The sequence below is a fragment of the Bacillus sp. FSL W7-1360 genome (assembly GCF_038592975.1).
Lineage (GTDB): Bacteria > Bacillota > Bacilli > Bacillales > Bacillaceae_D > Shouchella > Shouchella lonarensis.
This window is the reverse complement of record NZ_CP151950.1, coordinates 1-19,835: the sequence shown is the minus strand read 5'-3', so window position 1 is coordinate 19,835 and position 19,835 is coordinate 1. Positions and strand designations below refer to the sequence as shown.

20 protein-coding genes, 1 tRNA gene and 1 pseudogene are annotated in these 19,835 nt (G+C 43.6%); 2 read left to right on the top strand and 20 right to left on the bottom strand.

All coding sequences use genetic code 11. The annotated features are described in order from the left end of the window. Position 1 precedes the first annotated feature (1 nt). The 18 genes and pseudogenes from NSQ26_RS00110 to erm all read right to left on the bottom strand — a co-directional run bounded on the left by NSQ26_RS00110 (position 2) and on the right by erm (position 16,548). Entirely contained in the window at positions 2-1,495 is a 1,494-nt protein-coding gene (locus tag NSQ26_RS00110; RefSeq protein ID WP_499718705.1) for a DUF6792 domain-containing protein, read from the bottom strand. A gap of 14 nt (positions 1,496-1,509) precedes the next feature. Then, positions 1,510-2,208 carry a YvcA-related protein gene (locus NSQ26_RS00105; protein ID WP_499718704.1) on the bottom strand — a complete coding sequence of 233 codons (699 nt, stop codon included), beginning with the start codon at positions 2,206-2,208 and terminating at the stop codon, positions 1,510-1,512. Next, a complete protein-coding gene (locus NSQ26_RS00100) occupies positions 2,172-2,336 on the bottom strand; it encodes a hypothetical protein (protein WP_176763827.1) in 165 nt (54 codons plus the stop codon). The genes NSQ26_RS00105 and NSQ26_RS00100 overlap by 37 nt, the downstream gene beginning before the upstream one ends. A 39-nt stretch (positions 2,337-2,375) precedes the next feature. Continuing rightward, positions 2,376-2,789 carry a YwqH-like family protein gene (locus NSQ26_RS00095; RefSeq protein WP_499718703.1) on the bottom strand — a complete coding sequence of 138 codons (414 nt, stop codon included), beginning with the start codon at positions 2,787-2,789 and terminating at the stop codon, positions 2,376-2,378. Between the two features lie 82 nt (positions 2,790-2,871). Beyond that, complete coding sequence (gene essC, locus NSQ26_RS00090) at positions 2,872-7,410, bottom strand: type VII secretion protein EssC (protein ID WP_499718702.1); 4,539 nt, start codon at positions 7,408-7,410, stop codon at positions 2,872-2,874. Between the two features lie 6 nt (positions 7,411-7,416). Then, positions 7,417-8,730 carry a type VII secretion protein EssB gene (gene essB, locus NSQ26_RS00085; protein ID WP_499718701.1) on the bottom strand — a complete coding sequence of 438 codons (1,314 nt, stop codon included), beginning with the start codon at positions 8,728-8,730 and terminating at the stop codon, positions 7,417-7,419. 22 nt (positions 8,731-8,752) lie between these two features. Then, positions 8,753-8,992, bottom strand: coding sequence for an ESX secretion system protein YukD (gene yukD / locus NSQ26_RS00080; protein ID WP_090775359.1), 240 nt, complete (start codon positions 8,990-8,992; stop codon positions 8,753-8,755). 73 nt (positions 8,993-9,065) lie between these two features. Continuing rightward, positions 9,066-9,359, bottom strand: coding sequence for a WXG100 family type VII secretion target (locus NSQ26_RS00075; RefSeq protein ID WP_499718700.1), 294 nt, complete (start codon positions 9,357-9,359; stop codon positions 9,066-9,068). 291 nt (positions 9,360-9,650) lie between these two features. Continuing rightward, positions 9,651-10,703, bottom strand: coding sequence for an endonuclease/exonuclease/phosphatase family protein (locus NSQ26_RS00070; RefSeq protein ID WP_499718699.1), 1,053 nt, complete (start codon positions 10,701-10,703; stop codon positions 9,651-9,653). A 23-nt stretch (positions 10,704-10,726) separates the two neighbouring features. After that, on the bottom strand, positions 10,727-11,380 hold the full coding sequence (locus tag NSQ26_RS00065; protein WP_499718698.1) for a sterol desaturase family protein: 654 nt from the start codon (positions 11,378-11,380) through the stop codon (positions 10,727-10,729). A 131-nt stretch (positions 11,381-11,511) separates the two neighbouring features. Beyond that, the gene (locus tag NSQ26_RS00060; protein ID WP_499718697.1) at positions 11,512-11,724 is read right to left on the bottom strand and encodes a hypothetical protein; all 213 of its coding nucleotides are present in this window, start codon (positions 11,722-11,724) and stop codon (positions 11,512-11,514) included. A 27-nt stretch (positions 11,725-11,751) separates the two neighbouring features. Beyond that, a complete protein-coding gene (tsaD, locus tag NSQ26_RS00055; protein ID WP_499718696.1) occupies positions 11,752-12,762 on the bottom strand; it encodes a tRNA (adenosine(37)-N6)-threonylcarbamoyltransferase complex transferase subunit TsaD in 1,011 nt (336 codons plus the stop codon). After that, the gene (rimI, locus tag NSQ26_RS00050) at positions 12,740-13,225 is read right to left on the bottom strand and encodes a ribosomal protein S18-alanine N-acetyltransferase (protein ID WP_499718695.1); all 486 of its coding nucleotides are present in this window, start codon (positions 13,223-13,225) and stop codon (positions 12,740-12,742) included. The genes tsaD and rimI overlap by 23 nt, the downstream gene beginning before the upstream one ends. Continuing rightward, positions 13,200-13,910, bottom strand: a complete 711-nt coding sequence (gene tsaB / locus NSQ26_RS00045) for a tRNA (adenosine(37)-N6)-threonylcarbamoyltransferase complex dimerization subunit type 1 TsaB (protein ID WP_499718694.1) — start codon at positions 13,908-13,910, stop codon at positions 13,200-13,202. The genes rimI and tsaB overlap by 26 nt, the downstream gene beginning before the upstream one ends. After that, entirely contained in the window at positions 13,907-14,362 is a 456-nt protein-coding gene (tsaE, locus tag NSQ26_RS00040; protein ID WP_090775365.1) for a tRNA (adenosine(37)-N6)-threonylcarbamoyltransferase complex ATPase subunit type 1 TsaE, read from the bottom strand. Before tsaE ends, tsaB begins: the two co-directional genes overlap by 4 nt. Next, on the bottom strand, positions 14,343-15,359 hold the full coding sequence (gene thiL / locus NSQ26_RS00035; RefSeq protein WP_499718693.1) for a thiamine-phosphate kinase: 1,017 nt from the start codon (positions 15,357-15,359) through the stop codon (positions 14,343-14,345). Before thiL ends, tsaE begins: the two co-directional genes overlap by 20 nt. Before the next feature lie 117 nt (positions 15,360-15,476). Further along, positions 15,477-15,550, bottom strand: a tRNA-Met gene (locus NSQ26_RS00030). A gap of 140 nt (positions 15,551-15,690) precedes the next feature. Continuing rightward, positions 15,691-16,548: pseudogene (gene erm, locus NSQ26_RS00025) on the bottom strand (23S ribosomal RNA methyltransferase Erm). Positions 16,549-17,122: 574 nt separating this feature from the next. Here erm and NSQ26_RS00020 point away from each other — a divergent pair. Together NSQ26_RS00020 and NSQ26_RS00015 are read left to right on the top strand one after the other, a co-directional pair. After that, entirely contained in the window at positions 17,123-18,103 is a 981-nt protein-coding gene (locus NSQ26_RS00020; RefSeq protein ID WP_499718692.1) for a nucleoside triphosphate pyrophosphohydrolase family protein, read from the top strand. A gap of 27 nt (positions 18,104-18,130) precedes the next feature. Beyond that, the gene (locus NSQ26_RS00015; protein WP_499718691.1) at positions 18,131-18,679 is read left to right on the top strand and encodes a histidine phosphatase family protein; all 549 of its coding nucleotides are present in this window, start codon (positions 18,131-18,133) and stop codon (positions 18,677-18,679) included. Here NSQ26_RS00015 and NSQ26_RS00010 read toward each other — a convergent pair. Next, positions 18,676-19,383, bottom strand: a complete 708-nt coding sequence (locus NSQ26_RS00010) for an MgtC/SapB family protein (protein ID WP_090775370.1) — start codon at positions 19,381-19,383, stop codon at positions 18,676-18,678. The two genes, NSQ26_RS00015 and NSQ26_RS00010, sit on opposite strands and share 4 nt — an antisense overlap. Positions 19,384-19,510: 127 nt before the next feature. Beyond that, positions 19,511-19,660, bottom strand: coding sequence for a hypothetical protein (locus NSQ26_RS00005; RefSeq protein WP_176763830.1), 150 nt, complete (start codon positions 19,658-19,660; stop codon positions 19,511-19,513). Positions 19,661-19,835: the final 175 nt, after the last annotated feature.

The following is a 19,835-nucleotide window of genomic DNA, read 5'->3' as shown; positions in this document are numbered from 1 at the left end:
TCTAGCCCATATTTCCTGCGATCTCATCGTCTTTCTCCCAATACTGAATGATGAACTGCCGATGCCTAGCTACATTCTCTAACGTCTTCTCCATCCATGTCGTAGTCTTTCGCTCTCCTTCATCAACCATTGCAAGCGACCTACTCATAAAGGTAGCCTTTGTCACCACCACATCGTCTCCCACGTTGGTCATTACTGAATCCGCCATCATCTCTGCGGCTGTCTGAAGCTCATATAATCCTTCTAGCGTATTGACGGAGACAAGCAAGTGTTTACCAGCCCCACCCAAACCGAGCATCATTTTCAATTGGCGATAAAAACGCGCAACGCCATCTTTCCCCAGGATCGCTCCAATACTTGCCAGATACACCATTGCTTCGCTTCTACGTGTAGGATCGTTTAACACTTCCATCATCTGATTCCATGCAAATTCATAGATTAGGACTTCGATCTGGTGATTGTCCATTTGGTCAAATTGCTGCATAATGTCATAGACATGGCGCTGCACAGTTTTGTTGTTTGCCATCACCACCGCCACAGGACCAAATCTCCTCACTAACTCCGCTATGTGGAAGACTGTAAGACTATTTGCAATGTCATCCACCGAGTGCGCGCGACCTGTTCCACGAATCATCTCTAAGACCGCTCCTATAAATTCACGGTAGACATACGGACTGATACCAAACATGTCTTCGGCATACGTTTCAAACAGGTTTGGAAAGTGAGGCGTGTCCAAGTTACCAAGATATTGAATATCCCCAAAAAAGTGCGCGTAAGGAATCTTTTGCGCATACAATGGTTCACCTTTGACACGAAGGTGTTTGATGTGGCCGATCTCGGCTTTGTAATAGTCCTCGGCTAGAGCTTTGAGCTCTTTTTCGGAGAGGGAGTCGAAATCTTCTTTGCCAGTTACACGTGTAATATGGTCCTGAAACTCTGCATCCAATTTGGCTAACTGCTTCAAATGAACCGGTGCCGCATTTAAACCACGAACATCTGTAAAACTCTTTGTTAGTAATGCCAACGTCGCAATGAGATGTCCTCCTAGTGAGTGACCATCACCATAACGCTTCATGTCGCCAGCATCTTCACTTGAAACTTTGGTCTCAATCTTTCCCTCTACCTGTTCATAAAATTTCACTGCATCTACAATTTGATCATCTGCTACACCACCTGCGACACCATACAGATCATAGAGAATGTCATGCGGTTTATCAAGCTCCGTGCCACGGGTGATATAATAAACCTCATTCCTTCCGGATTCTGCATTGTAAATATGAATTGCTGCGCCATCGAATCCCGTCTTGTCGCCGACTTTTTTATCAATGTTTTTACCGTCGCTTTTATAGATTGTAATATCTTTGGCTTTCACACCGGTCACATTATGTTTTTTTAAGATCGCTTCAACCGATGTTTCATCAAATGTATGACCTTTTTTCTTATCCTCATACTGTAGCTCAACAAGCTCATTGCGAACCTCTTCTGAAAGCGCCATCTTTCCCATCCCCTTTAGCGAAATTTGATGTTGCGGATAAATGTGTCGAAGAAGATTGATTCCTGTTCGCTGTTATTGCCACATACTGATTCATCTTCGTCTCGACAATGTAATTTATAATCAACAGTAACCAACTGATCACCTTCCTTATTTTGGACTAGAGCGAAATACCTATTAGCATAGCTTTCCTTTGGATTAGTAATAAACGCCCGTTTGTCCTTTAATCCATAGTTAGAAGAACCGTAATAGATGATAGTGTCTTCCGTTTCCATTTTCTCATGCTCACCGTTGTAACTAAGATCATCTAGCAAAATCTTCAAGTCTATATCAATAATACCTTGAGTAACATCTCCGCCACTGTATCGTGTCTGTATACGACCCACAAATTCACCGCTTTCTAACTTATTTTCCCTCGCTTTCTCCTCATAAAACGATAAAGACTCATAATGATCCTTACTAACATACATCGGTCCCTCTTTCTTTAAATAATACCCCGACGGAAACCACATCGTATAGTGCCCATTCTGAGATTCAAAGAAATGAAACCCGTCATCCACCTCCACACTTCGATCAATGAATTTGCTCGTGAAATCATCATCCAATGCAATGTCACCTGTTTTACTCATGTTATTTGCCAACACAATCCCTCCTACTGTTAATGCAATGATTCCTACAATCACAACAATTGTTTTCCACCACTTTTTCCAAAACAAACATATCCCACCTCTCTCTTAGTTTCATAATAAGCTATATATCCATTATGTAAATAGGAGAGAATAGATTCAACTGTATCTGGAACAACGCCAAAGAGTTGATCTTTTTTCTGCTCCCTCGTCATCACCGCGTTTTCTCCTAGAAGCCGCCATACTTCTCTCTCACACTAATCACTGCTTGATAGCGCTGCCTTCCACCTCCGCTGTTGCCCTTCCAACACACTTAGTTGTCTTTCTGCAAATCCAATAGCGTTTGTATACTCCCTAATTCCTTGTCGTTTGTTTGTTAAGGCTTCTTGCACCCAGCCGATCACACGGTCAATCTTGTCACCACATGAATTGTACTGCTCTCTTATGTCACTGCGGTGATCTTTTTGTTTATCCGCCTCTGTCCCTGCCCACTCTTCCCGTGTGATAGACGGGTCCCTGGTGAGCGAACTGTTGTCATCGAACGTAGCTTTTTGCGTCTCTAATTCGTCCTTTGCTTTTTGTAGTCGCTCCTCTTCGCCTTCAAGGCGACTTTTTGTATTTTTATATCCTCGTATTTGGCTTTTTTTCATGTTAATCGCTGTTTGATACACCGCCGTCCCTCCTCCTCTTCGTTCATTTCAAGTCATTCTCCTGCATCACATTATGATCATACAGGAGAATGATTGCGTCTCTTTAAACGGTTGTCATTGCTGGTGTTTCCACTGCACTATCGGGAATTTTGATTTTCGTCGTCACACCGTCTAGCGCATAGTAACCCATACCGACTTTGAGCGCTTCTTTTCCGCCTTGTAAGTTTTTAAGTACGGTCTGGTCTCCTGCTTTCACAAGTAAGATGCCTTGACGGACTTTTCTTAGCTCTGTTCCGAATTCGTTCCCCGCGGAGAATTCGCCGGTATTGCCTGCCGCAATCACCTTTAAGCCTAGGTTTGCGCCGTTTTTGACTGCATCGCTTAACTTGCGTGTTGTAGCCGAGTTCCCGTATGGATCGGCATCGCCGGTGATATTTTGACTGATCTTCGCCAAGTTGTCGATCACAAGGATGATTGGTTTAAAGATTGGTGATGGCTCCTGATTGCTTAGTGCCGCTTTATATAACTTGCTGCGAGCTTCCATTGTTTCTGTCAAATCATCCAACCACGCAAGTGTCTCTTCTTCCGTATCAATCGTGCGCAAACGGTCATCTTGAATAAACTTCGTTAAGGCATAGCTTGGTCCGTCGCACAACACTACCTCTTCCACTTCTCCTTGGAGATAAGATGAGATGAGCACTTTTAAGACGTTTGTCTTCCCTGAACCAGGAGTACCGATCACAAGGCAAGAAGGGTGTGTATCAAACTTCGTATAAACGGGCTGTACCGTGATTTCATCTAAACCAATTGGCACGTGATCGCCTTGACGCTGCGCCCAGTCTTGCTTGAAGGCTGAAAGTGTTAGTACCGGCGGCAACATCGCCATCCCTTTTGGTCGCGATGCTTGTTTATACTGGCTGTTTACTGTTTTAATGGCTTTCTTTAAGTGCTCCAGTACTTCAGATTCGCTGTCACCTGAAACAGGGAGATACATTTGTGCAAAATCACTTGTTTTTCTTGCAATAATACAACGTCCCGGAATCGGTTCAATCGCGAGTTTCGTTCTGCCGAGCACGGTTTCTATTTCTGACTGACCAATCATGTAGTGACAAATCTTCATCGGCATATTGTTACGGAGCGGTGCGCGCACCACGTTGGTAATTTGCGATGAGGTGATCATCATGAATACGCCGTAAGATTGGCCATCACGGGCAATTTGAATGTATCTCGCGTCGAGCGGTTCAAATTCTTCTTTTACAAGCTCATATCCGTCAATCACCACATACATGACTGGCAACGGTGCTTCTGCCACCTCGTTGTACATGCGGATATTGCTTACTTCTTCTTTGGAAAATAGCTCACGTCTTGCTTCAATTTCCTCTTGGATGAAGTCCATCATCTTTTCGATTTTCGCGTCGTCATCCATTTTCGTGTAGTCTCCCGTATGAGCGAGTTGCTTTAATGGCAGAAGGGCCCCATTTCCGAAGTCAAAGATATAGTAGTGGAGCGCATCAGGACCGACCACTTTTGCAAGTGACAATAGTAACGTCACGAGCGTCGTCGATTTTCCGTAGCCACCAGAACCAAATACCGCGACGTTTGTGTCTTTCATCCATTCATAGTACACCGGGTACTGCGCTTGTGCTTCTGGGTCGTCTGCGAGCGCCAGTGGAATCTTAATTGTTTTATCGTCGCGCTCCCACACCGGCTGGACAATACGCTCTTCAAGAGGATCAAGCCACGGGCTCGGGGCTCGCTGAATGCCCATCTTTTCTGTTGTTGCGACAATTTCATGTGTGACTGCTTCAATCTCGGTGATACCTTTTTCGTGTTTCTTTTTCTTTTGATCCGTTTGTGTATCTGAAATCATTTCTAAACCCAAGTCATGGACGCGGGCCACGTCATTTTCTTCTTCGACAATGTCTTGCATGTACGGCGCACCTGACCAAGCGGCTTGAAACAAGTCGTATTGCTCGTTGTTGCCGATTTGCAAGTAGCCGCGTCCTGTTTCTGTGATGTTAGCCGCATCGGCATTTTTGAGGATTTCTTTTGAATCTGCCTCATCTTGTACTTTTAACGCCACTTTGAAGCGGGAATTACTCCAAATTTGTTTGTCGACTACACCAGCCGGCTTTTGGGTCGCTAGTAAAAGATGCACCCCAAGGCTTCGTCCAATCCGTGCCGCTGACACAAGTTCTTTTATAAAATCAGGTTCTTCTTGTTTGAGTTCCGCAAATTCGTCACTGATGAGAAATAAGTGCGGCATCGGCTCCAGTGCCTGTCGTTCTTTATAAAGTGCCATATAGTCGTTAATATGACTGACGGAAAACTGGTCAAATAAACGTTGGCGCTTTTTTAGCTCTGACTTAATTGACAAAAGCGCACGTTGCGTAAAGTTCGGACTATCGGCGATGTTCGTAATGACACCTAAAAGATGCGGAATGTCTTTAAATGGCTGTGCCATGCCCCCACCTTTATAGTCAATTAAAAGAAAGGCGACTTCATGTGGATGGTAGTTTACTGCTAATGATAAGATATACGTTTGTAGAAACTCGGATTTACCAGAACCTGTTGTTCCTGCAAGCAAGCCGTGCGGGCCATGCGCGCGTTCATGCACATTTAATTCTAAAATATCGTCCTTCGTTTTATAGCCGACCGGAACGGATAGCGAAGCTGCGCTGTTATTTTGTTGCCAACGCGCATCAATGTGCAGCTCACGTGCTTCTTTTGCGTCAAATAAATCCATAAACGACACTTTATCGGGAATTGAACGGATCATGCCGAGTTTGTGGTCAAGGGAGAATAACTTGCGGGCAAAGGCTTCATTTGTCGCTTCATCGTGCGGTTCAAATTGGAATCGTTGATGTGCCGCTTTCCGTTCCTGTAAAACAATTTCTCCTTCTCGCTCATTGATCGCTTTCACCACCGTATGCACATATTCAGATAAGTTTTCCTCTACTTTTGTCATAAATAAAACAGAAGCGTCAATTGCTTTGTCTGGACCTTCTAAGTACTCCATGATGGCGTGTTCGCTCACAAGTGACCGATCTGCGACGAGAAACATCACGTGTGGAGTAAACCGTTTGCGCTTGTTTTGGTCTCTTGATTCTTGTTGTAAATCGCGCTCACGTAATACTTCATATAATGAGCCTAACAATTGATCACGTGTTTGATCATTGTAAATCATGCCTCTTGCATGCATACCAATCAATTGAAAATGTGGAAGCCACTTCATCCAGGCCCAATTTTCATAATCATTTTCATGAAAGATCGCCACAAACCGTAAATCGTGGTAACTGTGCGCAAAAGCAAGTTGCCCAATCAATTGCGATACTTCTTGTTGCACAATGTGTGGGTAGCCCACATAACCAATTGCGCCACGCGATAGGTTTAAGCGAAGCGGAACATCTTTCACTGTTTCATAGGCTTTATATAATTTATCTGATTCCTCCAGCAGATGGTCGCGGTCACGGTTCGCTAAATCCCCACCTGGTTCGGACAATTGAAAACTGACATGCACATCTGCCCGCCCAACACTGACATGCATAAAGTCTTCGTCTTGAGGCGTCTTCTCCCAAATACGCGCATAAATGTGTTTGGTCATATATTTAACTTCTTCAAATGGAGGAAAGTGGTAGTTCAGCGCATGACGTTGCTTTTCCGACAACTCATGAAGCTCTTCTCTTTTTTCATTTAAGTAGCGGTTATATACACGTTGTCGTTTTTCTTCCTTTTCTTTTGCAATACGCTTATCACGGAAGTGGCGTGTAATCGACATTGTAATCGTCGCAAGCAGCATCGTCATCGTAATGATGATATAAAGCCCTCTAGGAATAAACAACATCACCCCTATCATTGCAAGCAACATCACAAATGGAGGTAAAATCAACATCCAGAGCGGTGTGCGGTTGTCTTCAACCTCCTGACTTGGAAATGAAAATTTCACACGATCATCTGGTTCTTCATAAATCATCCGTGGGGTACGACGGTAAATCGGGTAATGAACCTTTGTCTCTGACGTCGGATGTGCTGTTTCAGGCAAGTTCGTTTCATATTCATGATGCGCTTTGATCATAAGCATGTCTGTTTCTTCAATGGTGAAAGTGTAAAAATTAACCCATAACGTGTCGCCGTCTAATACTTTTGTTGGTTCGGTTACTTGATGGCCGTTCACATATAAAACAGATGTCGTTGATGGGTGAACGATCCAGCCATTCGCTCGTGTCTGTAGGAGCGTACATATTTCTGTACTCTCTTGAGCAATGGTTGGAAGAACAATCTCGGCTTGTTTTGATGCGCCTTGAGAAATCGTGAGTGTTTTCCTCTTACCGATGTAGTAGGTTTTCTCGTCAAATACTTTATTTGTAAATATGAATGTTACAGTTCCTTGCGGCGTGGTATACGCATAGCGTTCATTCGGCTGTAGTATTTGTTTCATCCCTAACGCATCTGTAAGCAAACACTGATCTCGCGTATCGTCTATTTGAACATGTACAACTGTATTTTTTAAGATTGAAATAAACACATCTGAAGTAAGGGCATCTCCTATTGAGACATGGCGGTCATCAAGCTGGGTGACCTGATAGGTTTGATCATAAAACATCCATACTTGCGGATTAACATTGTTTCCTTGAGACGGCATTACTCATCACCCCCCGTCCTCTTTGCCTTTGTCGTCTTCCTGATTATCTTCTTTTTCTTCCTTATGTTTCTCTGTTGGTGCTTCTTCTTCAGCTTCCGGTTCTTCTTCCACAGTGGACGCGCCCTCTCCAGATGCTGGGATGGTCTCTGCTTCTTTCATTTCTTCCAGCGTTTTCTGGTATTGGGCAAGCTCCGCATCAACTTCTTTTAACTTTTCTTCACGTTCTTTGCCGGATAACTGTTTATCGTTACGAATTTGTTCGCGCAACTTGACATTCGCATAAACGAGCCACTCTGGGTCTTCTAAACCACGGGCAATGTCAAGCGCCTCTTCATTCTCACCGCGACCAATCGCAATCCAGTACTCAAAATAATCTTCTAGCGCTTGGAGCACAAGGATATTTCGCAAGTTTTCCCGCTGTTCATCTTTCAGACTCTCGACCGCAACGTAAGATTGTGCCAATTGATACTTCACGACTTTTGGCATTACACCCGTTTTGTACGGTTCAAGCACATCAATCACTTCACTATAATTTTGATTCAAGTAAGCCGTGTGACTTGCGGTGAATGCTTCTTGCCGGGGCTGTACAAAAGCAAAGGTGTACACCGTGAAAAAGATCAATGGAACAAGTGCTGCAATCGTGCCCACGAGTGTCCATTTTCGCACAAGCCACTTTCTCATTGGCATTTTATGATACTGTTTCTCACGCGCTTCATGTTCTTTCGTCCAACGTACAATTAATGTATGTAAGCCTGAAATCGTTTCTTCATTTAATATGCGTTTTGCTTTTTCGGACATTTTCAGCGTACCTGTATTGTTCATATACGCTTTAAAATGGTGTTCTCCGTCTAACAAAGTAAGCAATGTTGCACGTAATTCCGCAAAAAGCTTGGCATCATCTTTCACATAGGGAGGCAAGCTCTCTTGAATACCGTAATAAATAAACGATACACTCAGCCCTGCATCTACCAATACATTTTCGGGAGAGATGATCAAATGAAGCCGTGCACTGTCATGTTGCTTCACTGCTTGGATGAGAGAGTAGGCAACAAGCAGCTTACTAGCATTATCTTTTTCTTTTAGTCTGTGAAAAGGGATCATCCCTTCCTCGGGGGCGATGACCATACACAATTCGTGTTTCTGTTTCTTCCATGTTCGTTTCATGTTTGCGTCATATTCTTCTAAAACGCCAGGTTCCAGGTGCGTCGTCAATTTCACTTCTGACTCTTGGAATCGTAACAGATATGTATTTGTTTCTTTGTCTCGTTCAAATATGGCGCCTGTTTGTTTTTCTAAATAAAAGGCTTTTCTCTTCTCCACTTTTTTATCCCTCACTTCCTGATCATAATACCTCTAAACGATCCCCACTCGTCACGTAGCTTTCTGCCAGAACGTCATGTCCAGAAAGCGTCCGTGCTTTATTTTGAATTCGCAACCAGCTACCTTCACGTCGTGGCACAGATAGTTGTTCGATTTTCCAAACCGTGTCAACGACTTTTTTTGCCGTATATTGATCAGATAAACGTAAATCAAACTGTTTTCCATTATATCTTCTCATGTCAATTGTCACTTGAATATACATCGTTTTTCACCTACAATATAAGATAAGACGCAAGTTACATACATAAACTGCGCCTCATCAAGTATTCATTCATTTAACCGCGGATGCGGGAAGCAATGTTTGCATCATTCTCTTCAATGGCATTAGCTGATTGTCGCAACTGTTCTGAGATTTGAGCCGCTAATTCCTTCATTTGAACGAACGACGGCCTCAATTCTTCGTATTGTGAGACAAATGCCTCTTGTGCGGCACCTTTCCAACTATCCAGTAAAAATCCTTTCTCCGTGTCCAAATCCCCTATGACACTTTCAATATTCTCACTTGCTTTCATATACCTGTCCGCGCTCCCACGCAGTTCTTCCGGTTTTGCATCAATATGTTGCGCCATGTGAATCTCCTCCTTAATTTGGTTTATCATAGTAATTCCTAGAAACAATTTCATTTTAACATAGCAACAATCAAGTGTATATGATCATCAGAAAATGTAACCTAAAGTTTATAATTTAAGATTAATTATTTTGATTTTATCGGCGTTACGTTAAATGTACACTGGATTAGCAGCATTCTAAAAGTGTTGAGCTGTTATAGCATATGAAAGGTATCCTTGCTTCTAGAGCAGCATTTCATTACTGTCATATTCCAACTCCGCATATTCTTTTTCACAATCGCACAACGCCCCCTACCTCAACCGCAGCTCAACACTAACAGGGTTATGGTCACTATGTTCAAACCTTAGATCTGTTCCTTCTACCCGAACAATTTCTATATTTGGTGACACTAAAAACCCGTCAATCACCGTCTCGAACGTTTCCCCTTCTACGTATGGTGCAGATAAATCTCGCACCGTCATCACCTCACCGTCGACAGCCCATTGAAAATCACCGGTATTAAAGTCGTCTGGCAACTCTGCCACCCACTCTGGCCATTCCCCTATATTTTCCTCCTGCAACAATGCTTCCGACAGTAAATGATTCCAGTCTCCACCTAAAATAACATAATCACCATTCCCGTAGTACTCATGCATATATGTTTCTAAAAATGCGAGTTGTTCTTTTCTGACTTCAGCGCCTCTATCGTAAGCTGACAAATGTAAATTTACTACCCGCAACGTCTGACCATTTTCAACTGGTATTTGATGTTCCACAATCGCCCGATCTAAATCAAATAATCTTTTTGGCCACGGCTCGTCTCCAGGTAATTGAAAAAGGGTTGCGTCATCAATCTTGTATGTTGAAAATGTCACTAAACCCGAGGTCACATATCCCATCGGGTTCAATACTGGGACAGGCACCCATTTGGCATCGTAATTTTTACCGAACGTCGCTGCATAGTCAGTTAAATCCTCTTTAAAAAATTCATACTGATTGATATGAAAGGAACGCGAAGCTTCTATATCTACCTCTTGTAGCAAAACAAAATCAGCCGCTTCTTCTTGTAAAAAAGCAAGCATGCGAGCTAAATTTGTAGACGTTTGTGCTTCACTACTAGCGCGCGACCCCTTTCCATCATCCATAAAAAAATCTTGGTCATGATCTAGTCCCGCATAGCCAATGTTAAATGTTGTCACTTTAAATGTGTCGTCCATACGCATTACCTTCTCTTGCCCATTTTCAATTCCAATTGCCAGCATATCTGGCGGCGTTTCGTTTGTCACCGTCATAAAACCAAGAAAACCACCCAAGCTAAGACACACGAGGAATACAAGTGCAACCATTCCTTTGACTAGTTTCATTGAACCCTCCCGTCTCCTAGATTTCACGACGGCTCCCGCTCTCGTTGTTCCAAGTTTTTAGCAGTTTTGCTTTTATCGACGTTTTTCTCGTCTTCAAACGTCCCCATCAACAGGTCTAAAGATGGATTGGTCACACCATACCAATAATTCTCATTTTTAAAGTGATGCAACAAATGGAGTTTTTTCATCCAACGTCCCCATGCTGTTTTTGGAACAATCGGACGATGAGCAACATAGTGCGTCCACTCATAAAAAAGTAAGTAACCAAGCAAACCTGTAGTGAAAGCGATGGCTAAATGCCATTGTCCAGTCATCAACAACACAAACCCAAACGCAATACTAATGAGCGGCAAGCTATACCATACAGGCAAAAACAGTAGCTTCAAATCATTTGGCGTCACATGATGATCATAATGCAAACGTTTAATCAACTTAAGCATTGTCAAATTTTTGGGTGGTTTCATATGAAAAAGAAAGCGATGAATCGAATACTCACTAAGCGCATACGTTGCCATCCCCGCGACAACGGCCACCCACGTCGTCCATTGATTAAATGTAAACCATGTCCATATAAATCCAATCATAAATAACACATTCATAATAAGAACGTCTTTATGACTGAAATATTCAATCAAATATTTTTTCACGAGAATCCCTCCCCATTGTTTGTACAACATGTATATGTCCTTTCAGTGATAGTGATTCACTATAACGGATGACGTATAAGCTTATCGTAACCCTTAATGTAAGCGCTGTCAATATATCAAACTCTCCTTCGCGTATAGTCATAATAAAACGGACACACACCTTACGGGAAAATAAAAAAGAGCGTGGTGACAACAGCAGCAACGATTACAGAACTTAAAGCCCAATGACCCACACTTTTATCGTCGACATTGAGAATTGCATCAAGAATACCTTTCAATACAAAAACAATAATAAACACTACGATAAAGATCGCTAAAAATATCATTCCCACACCCCTCTCTCCTTGGTAAAACTTGAATAAATATTTCTCCATCCCCCTACCTTAAGCAGGGATGTTGACTTACCCAAACGATCGCAAAGATAACCCCGGCCGGCCATTCAATGCCATGTCACTTGCACACCCCTGCACCCACATACTATGAGCTGCCGCGCCAATCATTGCGGCATTATCGGTACATAACGACAGCGGCGGAATGGATAATGCTGCTCCTGTATCTGCTAATCCGGTTTTCAACGCCTGTCGCAACGTATGATTCGCCGCCACACCGCCAGCTAACACCACTTGCTTCACTTCATAAGCTTTTACTGCTCGGGCTGTTTTTACTGTTAACACATCAATAACGCTTTCTTGGAAACCGCGCGCTAGCGCCGGTAAATCTGTCTCAATTCCTTTTTGTCGATCATTATGGAGGCGATTCAAGACCGCTGACTTCAATCCACTAAAACTAAAATCATAGCTGTCCGCTTCTAGCCACGCTCGTGGTAATTGAATCGATGTATCTGCTTCCTTCGCCAACTTTTCAACATTCGGCCCTCCCGGATAAGGAAGAGACAACGCCCGCGCCACTTTATCATACGCTTCCCCTACCGCATCATCACGCGTCTCACCAACGGTTTCAAACTGCCCATCTTTTTGCATATATATTAACTCTGTATGTCCACCAGAAACAACGAGCGCCAGCAATGGATACGCAAGTGGTCCCACTAATTGGTTTGCGTAAATATGCCCAGCAATATGATGCACACCGATGAGGGGGATATCGTGAGCAAATGCTAATGCTTTAGCAGCATGGATGCCAACAAGAAGCGCACCGACCAAGCCCGGCCCTTCTGTCACCGCGAGCGCCGTTAAATCAGAGAATGTCACTTTTGCTTTTTCCATCGCTTCTTCAACGACGCGCGTTACCACTTCCACGTGATGACGTGACGCTACTTCCGGCACAACTCCACCGAAGCGAGCGTGACTCTCCATTTGCGATGCGACGACGTTAGATAGTATGTCCTTTCCATCACGAATCACAGCAGCAGCCGTTTCATCACAACTCGTTTCAATCGCTAAAATTAATGTCACCAATTTTCACCTCCATCACCCATGCATCTTCCAAATCATCTGCATAATAGTTTTTACGAATTCCGATTTTATTAAAACCAAGTTTTTGATATAGCGCTAAAGCGGCTAAATTAGACGGACGCACTTCTAGCGACAATTTTTCAGCGCCAACACCGTGCAACCACGTCATCACAAAACGTAATAGCCACTCTCCGTACGCGTTTCCTTGCGCCTTTTTATGAATCGCAATGTTTGTAATTTGTGCCTCGTCTATGACTTTCCACACGCCGCAGTATCCAATAATCTCCCCCGCCGCTTCCATCACAAAATAATGGGCCACATTTTTCACGTTTAATTCAGACTCAAATGCTTCCCTTTTCCACGGGCGCTTAAACGCACTACGTTCGACCGCCAACACTTGATCAATATCAGCAAACGTCATCATGCGTATAGACGGTTCACTGCAAACGTCTTTCTGTTGCACGTTGCCAGTTCACCTCCGCCTCAGCTAACTGCAAATATTGAGGAACAAAATCATGGATGGATTCGACAGGCGGCACTTGTTCGCCAAGTAAACATAACTCCCCAGGCCTCACACTTGCAAGTTGTGGCGCTGTGAACAACGCCTTGTCACCAAGCACTTCCCTAATCTTCTCCTCATGTAAAGACACATCTTCACCGACAAATAGACAATATTCTCCTCGTTCTTTTAATTGCTGTAACCATACATCGCGATGAATGTGTATCTCTGGTAACACGACGTGCGTCTGTCCTTTTTCAAACCGGTATGCAGCCGTATATATATTTCCGCGCCGTGCATCAATTAGTGGCACAACAACCGCATGTGCGACATATTTCCCTGCTTGCGCCATGTACATGAGCGTGGACACGCCCACAAGAGGAATTTCCAATGTCCAAGCGAGCGTTTTTGCGACCGTCACTGCCATCCGCACACCCGTGTATGAACCGGGACCACGTGCGACGACAATACGTGCTAAATCCTTTGGTACCATCTCAACTTCTTGCAGTAACGATTCAACTGTTGGCATTAAACGCAGCGCATGGTTTTTCCGTAAATTGGTCATATACTCACCGATCACACCATCTGCATTTGCTACTGCCACACCGAGACGGTGAGACGACGTATCTAAAGCAAGGGTATTGGTCATCTCTCCATCTCCTCCAATCGTTTCTCGTAACGACGACCGAGCGCTTGAAACGTAAGAAGGCGCACTGTCTCTCCTTCAGTTGTCATCGTGCACGCAAGCCGTTCTTTGGGCAACTGTTCCTCAATCAAATGTGCCCACTCCACAACCGTCACACCGTCTCCATAAAAGTAGTCACTTAACCCCAAGTCGTCTTCTTGTCCTTCTAGCCGATATACATCCATATGATATAGCGGTATACGTCCGTCGTATTCTTTTATAATTGTAAATGTCGGGCTCGTGACCATTTTCGTTACACCAAGCCCTGCTGCGAGACCTTTTGTAAAATGAGTCTTCCCTGCGCCAAGATCTCCATCAAGCGTTAATACATCACCCGCTTGTAGCAACGTCCCTAATTTCTCCGCTAACGAAAGCGTCTCAGCAACTGTATTTGTTTTAAACCTTTGTTTCGTCATTTTCGTCACCATGCCTGAAGTGATTAAAGCCCTTCTTTGCCAGCAGGACTTCTTGCTCTTCTTTTTTTATGTAAACAGATGGTACACCTGCGCGCACAGAGCCGACCGGATAAAATGACCGGCCAATCGCACTTGCTTGTTGCTGCAATGATGTCAATTGATCTTTCGACGTCGTGCCAAGCAGTTGAAAGTCTTCTCCGCCGTACAAACTCCACTTTAAGCCCGTTTCTTCGTCTACTCCGTGTAACTGCGGGGAAAGAGCAACGATTTCCTCTCGATCCAAAACAAGCTGTACACCACTCGCCACGGCAAGCTCGTGCGCCTCACTGGCTAGCCCGTCACTCACATCATTCAGCGCGATCCGTCCACCCGAGCTTGCGCATATACGTCCAAGCGCTACTTGCGGTGCCACTTCTTGATGACACAAAATATAGTGCTGTTCTTCTGCGGTAAATACTCCGTGTCGTGTCTGCTCGTTCAGTAAGGAAAATCCCGCCGCAGAACCGCCGACAGGCCCTGTTACGAACACGACATCGCCCGGTTGTGCCATACTTCTTTTTAATGCGCGTCCCGCTTCTACAACCCCAATGGCTGTCACGGTGATCATTAAACAAGATGGAGACGAGACGGTGTCACCACCAATTAAATCCATTTCTAGCGGATCGGCAAGCAAATTCATTCCTTTATAAATCTCTCGCACCTCGTCAGCTGACCATGTAGTAGGGATTGCAATGGCCACTAGATAAAACTGGGGGCGCGCGCCCATCGCTGCCAAATCACTCACATTAATCCCAAGTGCCTTCCGGCCAATTTGACGTGCGCTTAACGTGTCTTTCCGAAAATGAATCCCTTCCACCATCGTATCGACACACACGACTTCTTCATAACGACTATCACTCTCATAAACAGCCGCATCATCACCAATTCCGACACGCACACGCGATTGATAAGTCTTTTTCGGCGTAATACTGTCGATAAAAGCAAATTCATCTTCCACACGTTTCCCCCCCTTGCGACGTCACATCCATTGTCCATAGCATACCCCATTCACACCTTTTGTGCAAAACAAGCACATAAAGAAAAGACTGAAGCATAGGCCTCAGTCTTTCTGGTATTGCGGGGGGCGGATTTGAACCACCGACCTTCGGGTTATGAGCCCGACGAGCTACCGGACTGCTCCACCCCGCGTCGTTAGTAAATGGTTGATTTTGCTTTTATATAGCTCAAACTCAATCCAACAAATATAAATATACCATAAGAAGTTCATAAATGCAAGGATTGTTTAAAAGAAAGCCGCCCCTCCCAGAGGAGAGGCGTTAATCAAACGTTTATTTAAAACGCTCTTTTCTTCTACGCGGCCACAAAGGACGCTTAACATACTGAACCATTGTCGCAAAAACCACGCCCCATTGTGCTTCGGATAAAGTGCCGATACGGTCATCGGCCCCCATCCGTAAAGCACGTTTTAGCTGTTTAAGCTGTGGTTTAGTAAACACCCCGCTAAGCGCGACATCAATTGGTGCGTCTGGTTGCCTTAATGCATACTCAACCAAACCGAAAACAGCATTGTGATACGCATACGCAACCAGTGGTTTTTGTTTCCGGTCAATATACACGAGCGCCGAGTCAACTTTCGGACGTGGAGAAAATTTTTCTCTTGATATCGCTCGAACAAAACGAATAGTAAACCACATTCACCACGCCACCACATACGGATCTTTTACAAACGGTGACGTGAACCGTTTCGCGGCCCCTTTTTCCATCACAATTACGCCCCGTTCGAAGCCACTTTGCGGATTTGACAGCAACAGCTTCATGATCGGTGTCGTAATTGCATACGGAATATTGGAAACGACGACAAACTTTCTTTTAGGGAGCCGCACACGACGAATATCTCCTTGAATAATCGTTGTATTCCCTACGGTAGCCATCTTCCTGCTCAATACCTCAACAAACTTCCGGTCATATTCCACCGCCAATACTTTGTGCGCTTGCTCACTTAAAATCGTTGTCAACGCTCCTTTGCCGGCACCTAGCTCTAACACCATATCTGTTGGACCCACTCGTGCCTGCCTGACAATATCGTGTAGTAACTTTTTATCATACATTAAGTGCTGTCCTAAATCATTGGGAGGCTCTCCCCGACTCACTTTTTCCTGTTGTGTATTTCGTCTTTTTCTTGTCATGCTAACCGTTCCTTTCTCTAATAAAAGTCACAAGCTCTCGCCTATGAGAAAGAGTAAAGGAACGTTGCCTTATCTTTATTTCTTGAAGTCTTTACATGAGTGTTACTTAGAACGGATAGCCAAATAATATGCACGTTAACATACGTGTGCATTTTCTATAGCTAGCCATTTTTCTAAACACAAAAAAGAGAGGCAGAACAACCACCTCTCTTCACATCTCATGTATCATTACCCGTTTGAGGTTGCTAAAAAGACAGACTGATCCCGTTTACTCTACTCACAAAGCAGAGCTTTCGAACGTATAAAATTACGCGTTCAAAATTGGGAAACGACGTCTGACTGAATACATGTTTAGCAATCCTCCTATCATCTAGCTTCAATTTTCATTATATACCCTATTTTAGCCAGAGTCAAAGCTTTTCCTACTGCTAAGAAAAATACCCCCTCACCGCTTATCCAACGTCTCTTGCTTAGATGAGAATGACCATTGACACATTTCTAAGTCCTGTATTACAGTAAGTAAATGTGATACTTCGTAAGAACAACTAAACTAATTTCCATAGAGGTGGCTATGATGCAGCATGAACACATTGCACAATACCAACAACAAATTGACAACCACATTAAAAAACTCGGTGGATACTGGCGATCGATTTCTGCGCTCGCACGATTGAATGAAGAAGTAGGTGAATTGGGCGAGCTCCTATTACAGGATCGATTAAATATAGATGAGATCGGCACCGAGATTGCCGACATTTTCATCATTTCTACTTGTATTGCTAATCAATACCTTAATTATCTAGATGAAGAATATACACTCATTGGCGCTCCTGTCGCTATACGTGAGCTCCAAAACTTGCAGCAGCCTTCTCCAATGAAAGACCGCTTCATTCTTATTGCGCAGCGCAGTGGTAAAATTGCCCGGATCATTAACCATTACGAAGGCGACAAACCTAAAAAACACTCAGAGAAACCTATGCGACTCGGGCATGAAATTGCCACGTTGCATAGGCAATTACTGTTCCTAGCGCATGATTTCGATTTAAATGTGTTTAGATACATTGACCGTGTCCTTGCCCACTCCGCAACACGAGACAAAGGCAGATTTAACATCACCCATGACCCTACAACGGAAGCATCTCGCACACATTTTCTAAAAGCAATGGAACATCACTATGCTCAATTTTTATGTAACGCAAAAATATGGGGCAGTTATGAATGGGATCCGGAGGCGTCTCTCCCTGACAACCTTCGTCATAGCCTACCTTCCTTCATCCGATTCACGAAATGCGCTGCACCAGAAGGATTAGATGGATATGTGTTTGAATTCCCTGTCACTGCAGATACACCATTATTTGAGCATACCATTGCGTATTTAGCCGGAGACTCGGCAAAAACCATTGATGATAGAAACCAATGGTGCTTCACTTTTCAAAATACCGAAGTCATAGCGACTGCCTTGCCCTATGAAGAAAACGATCAACACACCCAAGACAGGAAGAGCGATTTCCTCTACATTCGACTTTTGTCTTCTACCTGTCCGCCGTGGGAATGAGAAAAGACTAGCGAGGAGGTCTCGTTCATGGATATTTACTTATTAAGGCATTGCCAAGCGAGCGGACAAGAAGCTAGTGCGCCGCTCACTAACAAAGGATATAAGCAAGCAGCAGCATTACAACACGCCTTGCGCGACATTCATATAGACAGCATCGTTGCCAGTCCTTACAGACGTGCACTTGACTCCATTGCACCAGTTGCTCAATCAAAGGACATCGCTGTTAAGGAAGACAGACGTTTAGTTGAGCGTCGCCTTTCCAGTAATCCCATAGAAGACTGGCGCGAAAAACTAAAAGCCACTTTTCACGACTTCACCCTCTCTTATCCTGGTGGAGAATCATCTGAACAAGCACAAATCCGTGCTATGAGCGTTTTAACAGATATACAGACAGAAAAAAGAGATTGTACCCTACTCGTGACGCACGGAAATTTACTTACACTAATACTTCACGCGTTTAATAATAACTATGGCTACGACGTTTGGCGCGAGATGGAGACACCCGATCTTTACCATATCAAAACAAGGCATCTGCTGCACATGGATGACATGAAAAAAATCAAGCTGCATGTCTAACGTTGTTCCACAGAAACCTTCTGTACCATATCAATTTCTTTTACAAGATCGTACACACTTGTAATGTACATTGTCCTTGGGATTGATACAGAGATATCCAATTGTTTACATCCATCTTCTAAGTCTTTAATTTTCACTTCGCGCACAATCATGCTGTTTGTGCGTCTTTCTTTCCACGTCTTCCCTCGATAATGTAATCGCTTAATTAAGTGCGTTGTCAGTGCGCCTTTTTCCATGACTACCCGTAAAGCCACATCTGTCTGACTTAACGACATTGGTCCAATCAATTTGATTAAGGCTGGAATGACGTTGACTGACACTAAAATTAACACCACAGTCAGGAAGGCTTCTTTATAAAAGTTCGCCCCAATGGCAATCCCAATCCCCGATGCTGCCCAAATCATGGCTGCCGTTGTAAGCCCTGAAATTACATCGTTACTTCTTCGCAAAATCACTCCTGCCCCTAAAAAACCTACCCCGCTCACTATTTGCGCTGCAAGACGCATAGGGTCCATATTTTGAGACGATCCGTTCGTAGAAAAATGCAAATAAGCTTCTACTGATACAATTGTAATCAAACAACTTGCGATGCAGATTACCATACTTGTTTTAAGGCCCAGCGGTTTATGTTTGATCTGCCTGTCAACCCCAATTAAAAAACCAGAAAATAAAGCTGCACTTAACTTTAATAAAATAACATCCATATTTGACCACCTTTCATTTCTTTATCAATCATTGTCTCTGTATAGAGGCTATTTTCTATTTTAATACATTGAACATGCGCTCAAAAAATATATAAGACGCGCTCAATTCAGCACGCCTTATCATTTATTATAGTGATGTCTTTTTATCCCCAGGTAAGAGCGTGTCAATAACGTGTGTAAACTCAGGAACGTCACCTATTAAAAAAGCTGGAAGTAAAAGTACCGCTAACACAAGGGCCATTGGTACACGAATGATCGAACATAAAAGTCGTCTCATGAAAAACATCCCCTTCGCCCTTTTGTTAGTCATGACCTCTTTAGAGGTTGCTTGTTACTATACTACGACTTTCATAAAAAATCAACAATTTTGTATCAGTTTTATATACAGGAAACGTAGCTTATAAAAAACACATCTTCATTTTAAAATGAAGATGTGTTTTAATGTCATATCA